Here is an 11598-nt window from a genome sequence, read left to right as displayed (position 1 = left end):
CTGGGCGCGCGTGTGTTCTGTCCCGCCCGCCCGCTGTGGGGCGGCGGGCCCCGGGGCGGGGCCCGCTCCGTACGGGGGGCGGCGCGTGGCCCCCCCCCCCCCGCTCGGGTCAGATGGAGCCGCCAGGCCCCTCGCGCCCGGTCAGTTGAACAGCACCCGCAGCGAGAACGTCGCCTCGGTTTCGGACGTCTTGCCGCTCAGGCCGACCGCCCGGAGCACCTGGGCGTTGGCCTTGTCGTCGCCCTCCATGCTCTGCAGGTAGTACTTCTCCACCTTGTCCAGGTCCACGTACAGGCCGAAGGTGGCGTTCCCCGCGTCGGGGATGGCGGTCTGGAAGGTCTCGCTGTCGCCGAGGTTGCCGTCCTCCGACAGCTTCTTGGCGTACTCGTCGGTGGTGGCGACGGTGAACGTGCCGTCACCCTTGATCTTGGAGAGCTTCGGCGCCTGCTGGCCGCCTGACGTCATGGCCTGCTCGATCTTGTCGGCCACCGTCTGGGCCTTGGCCGGGTCGGTGACGATCCGGACGCCGCCCTTGATCTGGTCGCTGTCGAGCCCCTCGCTGTCGACCGCGAGGGTCAGGTTCTTGCCGAAGATCGTCGCCAGGTCGTCGGGAAGCCGGAGGCCGAGGTTGGTCTTGGCCTGGTCGATGAAGGACTTGACCTCCGGCGACGCGGCCGCCGACTGCTCCACCTCGGCCCACCTCTTGGTGATGATCTGGTCCAGGCCCGAGACGGACAGCGCGCCCGCGGTCGAGCCGGGCAGCGTGGCCAGGTTGGTGGTGGGCACGTCGCCGTCCGTCAGACCCTCGCCGCCCGTGATCACGCCGGCCAGTTCGGCGTAGGCGCTGTCGAAGCGGAGGGCGCCGGTGAACCTGGCGTTCTTGACCTGCTCCAGGGCCTTGGCCTCCTGGGGGGTCATGTCGCTCTTGGCCAGCTTGCCGATCTCGCCGAGGTGCGTCCAGAACGACATGACGCCCTGCTCGCCGAGTGCGTTCAGGTCGTCGCTGAACTCGGTGTTCTGGGCCAGGCTGCCGCTTTCTGCGGCGTACTTGTCGGCCTTCGCCTGCTCGCTGGTGATGAGCGCGTAGTCGTCGCGGAAGGCGATGCCGTACTTGTCCTCGCCCATCAGCTTGGCGATGCCGGCCTTGGCCTGCTCCTCGTCCTTCACCTGGACGGCGACCGCGAAGTCCGGCTCCTGGCCGCCCGACGGGACCACTGCCACGCCGATCCTGCTGCCCAGCCACGGGTCGACGTCCTTGGCGAAGTCGATCTTGGCGATGTCCTCGCCACCGTCCTTCTTGAACGCCTCGAACAGCGCCTGGCGCGGGTCGTCGCCCTGGAAGGTGTCCTTGGTGACCGTGAACTTGCGGGCGATCTGGAACAGCGCGAGCTTCTGGTTGGCCGCGGGGTCCAGGTCGAAGCGGACGTAGGCGACCGAGTTGGGAGGGAGCACCTCGTGCGGCTGCGTGCCGCCGCCGCCGATCGCGCCGACCGCCCACACGGCGCCGCCACCGAGCAGGACCATGGCCAGCGCGGCGGCGATGGCGATGATCCAGCTCTTGCGGCCCTTCTTGGCGGGCTCGGCGGGCCCGAAGCCGTCGGGGCCCTGCTGCTGCCAGCCGGACTGCCCGTACTGCTCCTGCTGGCCGTAGGAGGGCTGCTGCTGCCCGTATGCGGGCTGCTGGCCAAAGGGCTGCTGACCATAGGGCTGCTGTCCGTACTGCTGCTGGCCGTACGGCTGCCCCTGGGGCTGCTGGCCGTAGGACGCCTGCTGCCCGTACGAGGCGGAGCCCTGCTGCCCGTACTGCTGCTGGCCGTACGGGGGCTGCTGGGGCGGGTACGGCTGGCCGTGGGACGCCGGGTTCTCTGGCTGCTGTTCCTGGTTCCAGCGGTACGCCGTGGTCCGGTCGGGATCCTGGCCGCCTGGGGGATTGTTCGCAGACATCACTCAACTCACAATGTGGACTTTTGACCCACAAAAAGGTAGCTGATGTTGCTAGACGGGCGCTTGCAATGTACTGAAGTCGGATTTAGGCGCGAGTAAGGGTATTGCGGGTGGTGCTGATGTGAACCTCACCGCCGCTGTAGTCCATGACGTCCGTCCACGGGACGAACGTGCAGCCCACGTAGAAGACCCGGGCCAGGAGCTCGGCCAGCCAGCCGAGCCTGCCCTGGCGATCACCCGTCAACCGGCGCAGGAGCGGGCCGCGCCTGCCGGAGACGACCAGCCCGCAGATCGTCTGAGCCTGCTGCAGCTCGCCCCTGTTCTTGATGACGCGGATGTCCACGACCTGGCCGACCCAGACCCCGTTGGAGTCCCAGACCGACTGCCCCAGCAGCTCCGTGACGTTTCCCATGATCGAACTTTCGCACCGGGAGAACGTTTCCGCAGGTAGGCGCGCTGATGGGCGAATGTCGTAGAGTGTGAGGCTACTAGAATATAGTTCCGGCTTTGAGGCAGGGCGGATGACCAAGTTCGACGAGGCCACGCAGGCGATCCGGGTCGACGAGAGCACCTACGACGTCTGCCTCGACCCCGGATACGCGATCGGCGGCCCGCTCAACGGCGGCTACCTGCTGGCCGTGCTCCTGCGCGCCGTGGTGGACTCCTCGCCGTTCGAGCACCCGGTGACCACGTCCGCGCAGTTCCTGAAGGCGCCCGTCGCGGGGCCCGCCCAGGTGCGGGTCGAGCATCTCAAGACGGGCAGAACCGCCGCCTTCGCCAGGGCCACGCTGGTCCAGGACGGCGTGGCGCAGATCGAGAGCCTGGTCACCACGGCCACGCTGCACGACGCCGAACCCGTATACGCCGATGAATCGTCCTTTTTCATGCCACGTCCTGAAGACTGCGTGAAGCTGCCCGACCCCAAGCCCGAGTCCAACATGACGCTCAACGCGCAGATGGAACTGCTCTTCGACCCGCCCACCATCGGCTGGCTGACGGGCACGCCGACCGGCAGGCCGGAGTCGCGCGCCTACTTCAGGATGGCCGAACCGCAGGACCCCGACCCGTACGTGCTGGCCCTGGCCGTGGACGCCCTCCCGCCCGTCGTGTTCTCCGCGGGCGCCCGCGGCTGGGCCCCCACCGTGGACCTCACCTGGCACCTGCGCGCCCTGCCCGCCCCCGGCCTGCTCACCCTGATCGGCACCGGCCGCCTGGTCTCCGACGGCTGGTTCGACGAGGAGGTCGAGGTCCGCGACTCCGCCGGCAGGCTCGTCGCCCAGTCCCGCCAGCTCGCCCGCGTGGGCCGCGGCTGACGACGCGCAGTGTGAGGATTCTTACGCAGAGAAGATCCCGCAGGTCGCCTACCCTCTAGAACTGTGCCGGACGCGAGTATTGGGATCTTCGACAGTGGAGTGGGCGGTCTGACGGTCGCGAGAGCGATCATCGACCAGCTCCCGCACGAGTCCATCACCTATGTGGCCGACACGGCCCGACAGCCCTACGGGCCGAAACGCATCGCCGAGGTCCGCGCCTACGCGCTGGAGGTGATGGACCACCTCGTCGAGCACGGCGTCAAGCTGCTCGTGATCGCCTGCAACAGCGCCAGCGCCGCCGTGCTGCGCGACGCCCGCGAGCGGTACGACGTGCCGGTCGTCGAGGTGATCCAGCCGGCCACCCGGCGCGCGGTGCGCGCCACCCGCACCGGCAGGGTCGGGGTGATCGCCACGCGCGCCACCATCGACTCGATGGCGTACCACGACGCCTTCACCGCCGCCCCCGACGTGCGACTCACCGGCGTGGCCGCCCCACGCCTGGTGGAGTACGTCGAACGAGGGGAGACGACGAGCGACGAGCTCATCGAGGTCGTACGCGGCTACCTGGAACCCATCCGGGCCGCCGCCTGTGACACGCTCATCCTCGGCTGCACCCACTACCCGCTGCTCACCGGCGCGATCTCGTACGTCGCCGGTGACGGGGTGACGCTGGTCTCCAGCGCCGACGAGACGGCCAAGGACGTCTATCGGATCCTGCACGACCGCGACCTGGCGGCGCGGGACGGAGCCACCCCCCGGCACCGCTTCCTCGCCACCGGCGACTCCACGCTCTTCGCCCAGCTCGGGCGGCGATTCCTCGGCCCGGAGATCGACGCGGTCGAAGTCGCACCTTTGGGGGGTAGTACCTGGAACGGAGGCCCACATGAAGGTGACCATCGTCGGCTGCTCGGGTAGCTTTCCCGGACCCGACAGCCCCGCGTCCTGTTATCTCCTGGAATCGGAGGGGTTCAGGCTGCTGCTCGACTTCGGCAACGGCTCCCTAGGCGCGCTCCAACGTCACGCCGGCCTCTACGGCATCGACGCCGTCTGCCTGTCGCACCTGCACGCCGACCACTGCCTGGACATCTGCGGCTACCACGTGGCCCGCACGTACGGGCCCGACGCGCCGTACCCGAAGGTGCCCGTCTACGCCCCCGCCGACGCCCCCCGGCGGCTGGCGGCCGCGTACGGCATGCCGGACGAGCCCGGCCTGGAGACCGCCTTCGACTTCGTCGCGCTCGCGCCGGGCAGCTTCGAGATCGGGCCGTTCACGCTGACCGCGGGTCTGGTGAACCATCCCGTGGAGGCGTACGGCTTCCGCGTCGCCGACCGCGGGCGGGTGCTGGCCTACTCCGGCGACACCGGCGAGTCGTCCGAACTGGTGCGACTCGCCAAGGGCGCCGACCTGCTGCTGTGCGAGGCGTCCTTCCTCGACCGGCCCGGCCTGCCCGCGGACCTGCACCTGACCGGCCGCCAGGCTGCCGAGCACGCCGCCAGGGCCGACGTCGGCAGGCTGGTGCTCACCCACCTGGTGCCCTGGAACGACCAGAACAAGGTCATGGACGAGGCCGCCACCGGCGGCTACCAGGGGCCGATCGAGCTGGCCAGGAGCGGCGCCAGCTACGACTTGGCCTGAGCCTCGGCGAAGTCGCGCAGGCGTGGCAGCCGCGAGAAGAGCAGCGGCAGGAAGGAGAGGAGACGGCAGAGCATGAACACCCACAGCGCCTGCCGGACCCCGATCTGCTGGGCCACCAGCCCCCCGAGCAGCGCCCCCACGGTCAGCGTGCCGTAGACCATGAACCGCACCGTCGCGTTGACCCGGGCGAGCAGGTGGCTGGGGGCCGCCAGCTGGCGGTAGGTGAGCTGGCCGACGTTGTAGAGGATCGCCCCCCACGAGAGCGCGATCGAGGCGATGGTGAAGAACGACACCCGCCAGTCGGGCTGCGTCATCGGCAACAGCAGGCCGAAGGGCGAGCTGAGGGTGATGGCCAGGAACGTCACCCGTGCCGTCCCGTACCGCTTGAACAGGAAGCTCCCGGTGGCGCCGCCGAGCAGGCCGCCCACGGCGCCGGACATGAGCAGCACACCGATCACGCCCGGCGACAGCTCGACCACGTCGGCCAGGAACAGCACCGACAGGGCGAGTACCGCGCTGATGCATAAGTTCGTGGCCCCCGTGGTCGCGACGATCACCCGTAACAGCCGGTCCGACCAGATGAACGCGAACCCCTCGCCGATGCCCTTGATCAGACCAGACCGCTCCGCTTCGCCCGGCGGCTCGTCAGGGGTCTTGATCCTGCTCAGGAAGAGCACCGAGCCGAGCGACGCGAGAGCGGTCGCCAGCAGCGTGCACGGGGCGCCGACCACCTGCACGAGCAGGCCGCCGAGGCTGGGCCCCGCCAGCGCGCCGCCGGAGCGCACGAACTCCAGCTTGGCGTTGCCGTCGCCCAGGCTCTCCCGGCTGACCAGTTCGGGCGTGTAGGTCTGGTCGGCCACGTCGTTGAAGACCTGCGCGGTGCCGGCCAGCAGCGCGATCGCGAACATCATGGGGATCGACAGCAGCCCGAGCGCGTAGGCCAGCGGAATGCTGCCCAGCAGGACGAACCGGATCAGGTCCGAGGTCAGCATGACGCGTCGTTTGCGCATCCGATCGACCCAGACTCCGGCGGGCAGCCCGATCACCAGGAACGCGACCGTCTGCAGCGCGGAGAGGGTTCCCAGCTCGAGCGGGGAGGCGTGCAGGACGAGCACGGCAACCAGTGGGAGCGAGACACGTGCGACATTGGCACCGAGTTCGTTCGCCACGTGGGAGCTGAGGAACCGGAGGAAGTCAGGGTTTCGCAACACCCCCATTGTCATTGCGTAAGGATCTATGTGTCGGACACTTTCGGTCAAGAGTGTTACGGCACGGAGATAGGGTGAACTGCATGTCTCGACAGGATGGCCGCAACCCTGACCAGCTCCGCCCCATCACCATCACCAGGAACTGGCTGGCCCATGCAGAAGGGTCCGTCCTGGTCGAGTTCGGCGGCACCCGCGTGCTGTGCGCGGCCTCCGTCCAGGACAGCGTGCCGCGCTGGCGCAGGGGTAGCGGCCAGGGGTGGGTCACGGCCGAGTACGCGATGCTGCCGAGGGCGACCAACACCCGCAACGACCGCGAGTCGGTGCGCGGCAAGATCGGCGGGCGCACGCACGAGATCTCCCGGCTGATCGGGCGCTCGCTGCGCGCCTGCATCGACTACAAGGCACTGGGCGAGAACTCGGTGCTGCTCGACTGCGACGTCCTGCAGGCTGACGGCGGCACCCGCACCGCGGCCATCACCGGCGCCTACGTGGCGCTGGCCGACGCGGTCGCGTGGATGCGCGAGCGCAAGATGTGCCCCGGCGACCCGCTGGTCGGCTCCGTCGCGGCCGTCTCGGTCGGCGTGGTCGGCTCGGTGCCGATGCTCGACCTCTGCTACACCGAGGACGTCTCCGCCGAGACCGATATGAACGTGGTGATGACCGGCGACGGCAGCTTCGTCGAGGTGCAGGGCACCGCCGAGGGCGCCCCCTTCGACCGCGACCTGCTCAACCGGCTCCTCGACCTGGCCGCGGCGGGTTGCGAGGAGCTCACCCTGATCCAACAGGAGTCCCTGGGCGCATGAAGATCGTGCTGGCCACGCGTAACGCGGGCAAGATCGCTGAACTCCGCCGCATCCTGTCCGGCTTCGACATCGTCGGCCTGGAGGAGTTTCCCGCCATCGGCGAGGTGGCCGAGACCGGCGTCACGTTCGAGGAGAACGCGCTGCTCAAGGCGCACGCGGTCGCGCAGGGGTCGGGCCTGCCCGCCGTGGCCGACGACTCCGGCCTCTGCGTGGACGTGCTGAACGGCATGCCCGGCGTGTTCTCGGCCCGCTGGTCCGGGCGGCACGGCGACGACCAGGCCAACCTGGAGCTGCTGCTGGCGCAGGTGTCAGACGTGCCCGCCGAGAAGCTGACGGCCCACTTCGCTTGCGCCGCCGCGCTGGCCCTGCCGTCGGGCGAGTCGCGCGTCGTGGAGGGCGCTCTCAGCGGGCGGCTCATCACCACACCGCGCGGCACCAACGGGTTCGGCTACGACCCGATCCTGGTGCCCGACGGTGAGACGCGCACCACGGCGGAGCTGTCGCCCGAGGAGAAGGACGCCATCAGCCACCGGGGGCGGGCGTTCCGCGCTCTGGCGCCGATCGTCCGTAGCCTGCTGACCCCGTAACCACCCCCTGTAACCGCCTCCGTAACCACCGTGTAAGAACCGGCCCGTATGCGGGGACGTAACGTCTGTAGCGTGCAGAGAAACGTGGTCGTGCCGGTCTGGGCCGGTGCGCTGGTGGGCCTGGTGGCCGGGGGCGTCGCGCTGGGCGTGGCGGAGCTGGTGGCCGGGCTGGTCGGGCCCGAGACGTTTCCCGTCGTGGCCGTCGGTGACGCCTTCGTCGACCTGACGCCGGCGTGGCTGAAAGAGTTCGCGATCGAGAACTTCGGCGAGAACGACAAGACCGTCCTCGTCGGCGGGGTGCTCGCGGTGCTCGCCCTGGTCGCGGCCGTGATCGGCGTCCTGGCCAGGCGGCGGCCCGGCTACGGGTGGGTCGGGCTCGGTCTGTTCGGCGTCGTGGGCGTGCTCGCCGTGCTGACCAGGCCGGGCGCCGGGATCGTCGACGCGCTTCCCACGGTGGTGGGCGTCCTGGCCGGTGGGTGGACGCTCGGCCGGCTGATGCGGCGGGCCGCTGTGGAGCCCGAGCGCCTCGCTGCGACGGCTGAGCGGCCCGCCGTGCCGGGTAGCGGCGACACCGGCCCCGAGCGGCCCGCCGTCATGCGGGCCGGGTGCGAGCCGTACGCGTTCGATCGGCGGCGGTTGCTGACCGGGGTCGCCGGCGGCGTGGCGGTCGCCGGGGTGGGGGCCGTCGTCGGGCAGATGCTGGGCGGGCGGAAGATGGTAGACGCCGCCAGGACCAGGCTCGCGCTGCCCGCGCCCGCGTACCCCGCCAAGCCGCTGCCCGCCGGGGCGGACCTCCGGATCAACGGCCTGTCACCCTTCATCACGAATAATCAGGACTTCTACCGGGTCGATACCGCGCTGATCGTCCCGCAGGTCGATCCGAGGCAGTGGAAGCTACGCATCCACGGCCTGGTGGACCGGCCCGTCGAGCTCACCTACGACGACCTGCTCAGGCGTCCCCTCACCGAGTCCTACGTGACGCTGACCTGCGTCTCCAACGAGGTCGGCGGCCAGTACGCGGGCAACGCGCGCTGGCTGGGCGTGCGGATGGCCGACGTGCTGCGTGCGGCGGGCATCAGGTCCGACGCCGACATGCTGCTGTCCACCTCGGTCGACGGCTTCACCTGCGGCACCCCGCTGGACGTCGTGACGGACGGTCGCGACGCGCTGTTCGCCATCGCGATGAACGGCGAGGCGCTGCCCATCGAGCACGGCTTCCCCGTCCGGCAGGTGGTGCCCGGCCTGTACGGGTACGTCTCGGCCACCAAGTGGGTCACGGACATCAAGGTGACCAGGTTCGACCTGGACGAGGCCTACTGGACACCCCGGGGCTGGGCGGCCAAGGGGCCGATCAAGACCCAGTCGCGCATCGACCTGCCGCGGCCGGGCGCCTCCGTGCCAGCCGGACGTACCACCGTGGCCGGGGTGGCGTGGGCGCAGCACACCGGCGTCGACGCGGTGGAGGTGCGCGTCGATCGGGGGGAGTGGCGGCAGGCGCGGCTGGCTCAGGTTCCGGGCCCCGACACCTGGCGGCAGTGGTCGTACGACTGGGACGCGTTTCCCGGGAAGCACACGATCCAGGTGCGGGCGACCGACGCCCACGGCCGCACACAGACCGAGCAGCAGGCCCCGCCCGCGCCCGACGGCGCGACCGGGTGGCACACCGTCGAGGTGACGGTGACTTGACTTCCTCCTCCTAAAGGAGGGGTGCCCGGCCGCCCAGGATCTCCGTGTTTGCCCTGGTACGGCGGGCAGTTTGCCGCGCGAACATTCCTGACTGGCCCTCCCGGCCACGGCCGCGCCTCTACGATCGGTCGTCAAGCACGACAGGAGGCAGGACGTGTCCCGCGACCGCAAGCCCAGCGTCCGGTGGGTCCTTCCCGAAGGGCATTACGACCCGGTCGTGGGCGAGGGGGTGAGGTGGCGCGACTACGAACGCGCCGCCGAGCACACCCCACCGCCCTCGAGGGAGCTCCCACCGGCCGACTCCTCAGCGAACGACTCTACGACCGAAGCCCCGACAGGAGCTTCCGCGACGAGCGACGGCCTCAGAGACACTCAGGCACGAGATTCCTCAGCAACCGACAGCCGCGAAGACACCTCAACGAGGAACGCCTCGACGAGGAGTACCTCGTCGGGGAGCGCCACGGCAAGCGACAGCATGGACGGTGCGCTGTCGAGAGGGACTTCGGTGAGCGGCATTCCGGCCGGCGCGGCGAGAGCTTTCGCAGCGAGCGACGGTTCTGAGACGGGTGCGGCGAGGCGCCTTCCGGTGGGTGATGGCTTTGATACCGGTGCGGGGAGACGCCTTCTGGCCGATGGCGTTGACGACGCCTCTCCGGACACCCGTTCGGTGAATGCTGCCCTTCCAACTGCGGGGGCGAGGGTATTCCTGGTGAGCGGTGACCCCGAGGCCGCCGCGGGGAGAGGTCTTTCGGCGAGCGAGAGTCGTCAAGAGGCTCCGGTGAGAAAGCGCTTGACGGGCGACGAGCACAAGGAGAGACCGGTAGGCGGTTCGCCGGTCCACGCTTCGACGGGCGGCGGCGCCGACGGCACGCTCACAGGCGCGCGCGCGACCGAGCCTGCGGGCGCACTCCCGGCAGAGGGAGTTGGCGGACTTCCTGCGACCGGACTTCCGGCGGGGGGACTTGGCGGGCTCACGGCGGGCGGACTGCCTGCGGACAGACGTTCGGCAGAGGGACTCGACGGGCTTACGGCGGCCGGCCCCACAGGAGGCGGACCTGCGGCGACCGGTTCGGCGGGAGGCGGGCTCACGGCGGGCGGACCCGTGGGAGGCGGGCTTTCGGCGGCCGGCCAGCGTGGCGCGCGGGTCGGGCGAGCCTCCGGCGCCGTCCCACTCGGCGCGGTCCCAGCCGGTACGGTGCCGCCCGGTGCTGGGCCTGTTGGCACGGCGCTGCCCGGTGCTGCGCCCGCCGGTGCGGTGCCGTCCGGTGGTGCGCCTGTGGGTACGGTCTTGCCCGGTGTTGTCTCTGGCGGGATGGTGCCGCCTGGCTTCCCTGCCGTGGCAGCCCCCGCTGGGGCGGTCCCGGCAGGTGTCGTGGATGGGGAGGCCGGGGCGTGGGGTGGCGTTCGGCAGGCGGGGTTCGCCGGGCGTGACTGGTTCGACCGGTCGCATCGGCCGGCCCGGCTCGCCGATTGCCGGCCGTACGGGATACCCGGCGGGCTGGCGGAGCCGGAGGCGCAGGTCGAGCAGGATCTCGCTCTCGCGGTGCCCCCCGGAACCCGGTTCCCGGATCCGCGCGGCACCTGGGTCAGGCTGATCAACGGTGGAGGGCCGGCCGACGACCCGTTCCGGGCGTCCAACGCGGCCGACTGCGCGCTGGCCGTGCTCTCGACGTGGCACGGTGAACCCGCCGCCGCCGCGCCGCGACTGCGCGAGTACGACCGGATCGGCAGGCCCCTGCTCACCCCCGAGGTCGCTGGCGTGGCCAGGATGGAACGGTGGATCGGCCAGCGCTTCCAGTACGCGGGCCGGGGACGGCACGCCTACCCGATGGTGGCACGGCGGCTGTTGGAGGCCGGGCACGGGGCGGCGGCGGTGATCGTGGTGCGCTGGCCGGGAGGCGGGGCGCACGCGTGGAACGCCGTCAACTCCAACGGCGAGGTGATCTGGATCGACGCGCAGCGCGGCCACATGGCCGTCGAACCGCCGTACACCACGGTGACCGGCGTGTTCTGCGTCATCGTCGACAGACAGGGGCACCCCCGATGAACCTCGACCAGGCCAGGGCGGTGGCGGAGGAGTACTTCAACGGGGTCCGCCCCGCGCACGAGGCCGTCTGCGTGGGGATCTACAGGTTCAGTGAGGGCTACGTCGCCTGGGTCAGGGAGACGGATTCCGAAGACCCGGTGGTGCTGCCCAGGGAGGTCGGCGGTGGCTGCATCGTGATCGACAGGGCCACCGGAGAAGTGGTGAACCGTCCGCTCCTCGATCCGGAAACGGTCGCCGAACTGTGGCCGGGCCGCACCCCCCGCTGACCGGGGGAAAGGCCCGCCGCTCGTGCGGCGAGGAGCCGGGGGCCGGGCCGCCGGGGGGGGGGGGGGGGGGCCGCGGGGGGGGGGCGGGGGGGGGGGCCCGGGGGGGGC

At 70.7% G+C, this 11598-nt stretch carries 11 protein-coding genes; 8 read left to right on the top strand and 3 right to left on the bottom strand.

Features of this window, described 5'->3' with window-relative positions; translation table 11 throughout:
* Positions 1 to 141: 141 nt before the first annotated feature.
* Positions 142 to 1944 (bottom strand): DUF3352 domain-containing protein, encoded by a 1803-nt coding sequence (locus tag ABZ297_RS44210; protein ID WP_355359715.1) that lies wholly within the window; start codon positions 1942 to 1944, stop codon positions 142 to 144.
* 85 nt (positions 1945 to 2029) lie between these two features.
* A complete protein-coding gene (locus ABZ297_RS44205) occupies positions 2030 to 2356 on the bottom strand; it encodes a hypothetical protein (protein WP_355359712.1) in 327 nt (108 codons plus the stop codon).
* A 109-nt stretch (positions 2357 to 2465) separates the two neighbouring features.
* On the opposite strand from ABZ297_RS44205, the gene ABZ297_RS44200 reads away from it, so the two are divergent.
* The 3 genes from ABZ297_RS44200 to ABZ297_RS44190 all read left to right on the top strand — a co-directional run bounded on the left by ABZ297_RS44200 (position 2466) and on the right by ABZ297_RS44190 (position 4893).
* On the top strand, positions 2466 to 3257 hold the full coding sequence (locus ABZ297_RS44200; protein WP_355359709.1) for a thioesterase family protein: 792 nt from the start codon (positions 2466 to 2468) through the stop codon (positions 3255 to 3257).
* A 63-nt stretch (positions 3258 to 3320) separates the two neighbouring features.
* Positions 3321 to 4172 (top strand): glutamate racemase, encoded by an 852-nt coding sequence (gene murI / locus ABZ297_RS44195; protein ID WP_355359706.1) that lies wholly within the window; start codon positions 3321 to 3323, stop codon positions 4170 to 4172.
* A complete protein-coding gene (locus tag ABZ297_RS44190) occupies positions 4141 to 4893 on the top strand; it encodes an MBL fold metallo-hydrolase (RefSeq protein WP_355359703.1) in 753 nt (250 codons plus the stop codon). The genes murI and ABZ297_RS44190 overlap by 32 nt, the downstream gene beginning before the upstream one ends.
* Here the strand turns inward: ABZ297_RS44190 and ABZ297_RS44185 are convergent.
* Positions 4878 to 6110, bottom strand: coding sequence for an MFS transporter (locus tag ABZ297_RS44185; protein ID WP_355359700.1), 1233 nt, complete (start codon positions 6108 to 6110; stop codon positions 4878 to 4880). The genes ABZ297_RS44190 and ABZ297_RS44185 overlap by 16 nt on opposite strands.
* Before the next feature lie 74 nt (positions 6111 to 6184).
* Between ABZ297_RS44185 and rph the strand changes: the two genes are divergently transcribed.
* The 5 genes from rph (at position 6185) to ABZ297_RS44160 (ending at position 11490) form a co-directional block, all read left to right on the top strand.
* Entirely contained in the window at positions 6185 to 6904 is a 720-nt protein-coding gene (gene rph, locus ABZ297_RS44180) for a ribonuclease PH (RefSeq protein ID WP_355359697.1), read from the top strand.
* Entirely contained in the window at positions 6901 to 7491 is a 591-nt protein-coding gene (rdgB, locus tag ABZ297_RS44175; protein WP_355359694.1) for an RdgB/HAM1 family non-canonical purine NTP pyrophosphatase, read from the top strand. The genes rph and rdgB overlap by 4 nt, the downstream gene beginning before the upstream one ends.
* 72 nt (positions 7492 to 7563) lie before the next feature.
* Positions 7564 to 9177 carry a molybdopterin-dependent oxidoreductase gene (locus tag ABZ297_RS44170; RefSeq protein ID WP_355359691.1) on the top strand — a complete coding sequence of 538 codons (1614 nt, stop codon included), beginning with the start codon at positions 7564 to 7566 and terminating at the stop codon, positions 9175 to 9177.
* A 1372-nt stretch (positions 9178 to 10549) separates the two neighbouring features.
* Positions 10550 to 11224: a toxin glutamine deamidase domain-containing protein gene (locus ABZ297_RS44165; RefSeq protein WP_355359688.1), complete on the top strand. Its 675-nt coding sequence runs from the start codon at positions 10550 to 10552 to the stop codon at positions 11222 to 11224.
* The gene (locus ABZ297_RS44160) at positions 11221 to 11490 is read left to right on the top strand and encodes a hypothetical protein (protein WP_350802737.1); all 270 of its coding nucleotides are present in this window, start codon (positions 11221 to 11223) and stop codon (positions 11488 to 11490) included. The genes ABZ297_RS44165 and ABZ297_RS44160 overlap by 4 nt, the downstream gene beginning before the upstream one ends.
* The last annotated feature ends 108 nt before the right edge of the window (positions 11491 to 11598 follow it).

Source organism: Nonomuraea sp. NPDC005983 (assembly GCF_040614375.1).
In the GTDB taxonomy this organism is placed as follows: domain Bacteria; phylum Actinomycetota; class Actinomycetes; order Streptosporangiales; family Streptosporangiaceae; genus Nonomuraea.
This window is presented reverse-complemented; position numbering and strand designations above follow the sequence as displayed.

Bases quoted from the DNA above. Each gene is read 5' to 3' on its own strand.
- rdgB (WP_355359694.1), top strand. From the start codon at position 6,901: ATGAAGATCGTGCTGGCCACGCGTAACGCGGGCAAGATCGCTGAACTC.
- ABZ297_RS44210 (WP_355359715.1), bottom strand. From the start codon at position 1,944: ATGTCTGCGAACAATCCCCCAGGCGGCCAGGATCCCGACCGGACCACG.
- ABZ297_RS44200 (WP_355359709.1), top strand. From the start codon at position 2,466: ATGACCAAGTTCGACGAGGCCACGCAGGCGATCCGGGTCGACGAGAGC.
- ABZ297_RS44160 (WP_350802737.1), top strand. From the start codon at position 11,221: ATGAACCTCGACCAGGCCAGGGCGGTGGCGGAGGAGTACTTCAACGGG.
- ABZ297_RS44190 (WP_355359703.1), top strand. From the start codon at position 4,141: ATGAAGGTGACCATCGTCGGCTGCTCGGGTAGCTTTCCCGGACCCGAC.
- rph (WP_355359697.1), top strand. From the start codon at position 6,185: ATGTCTCGACAGGATGGCCGCAACCCTGACCAGCTCCGCCCCATCACC.
- ABZ297_RS44205 (WP_355359712.1), bottom strand. From the start codon at position 2,356: ATGGGAAACGTCACGGAGCTGCTGGGGCAGTCGGTCTGGGACTCCAAC.
- ABZ297_RS44185 (WP_355359700.1), bottom strand. From the start codon at position 6,110: ATGGGGGTGTTGCGAAACCCTGACTTCCTCCGGTTCCTCAGCTCCCAC.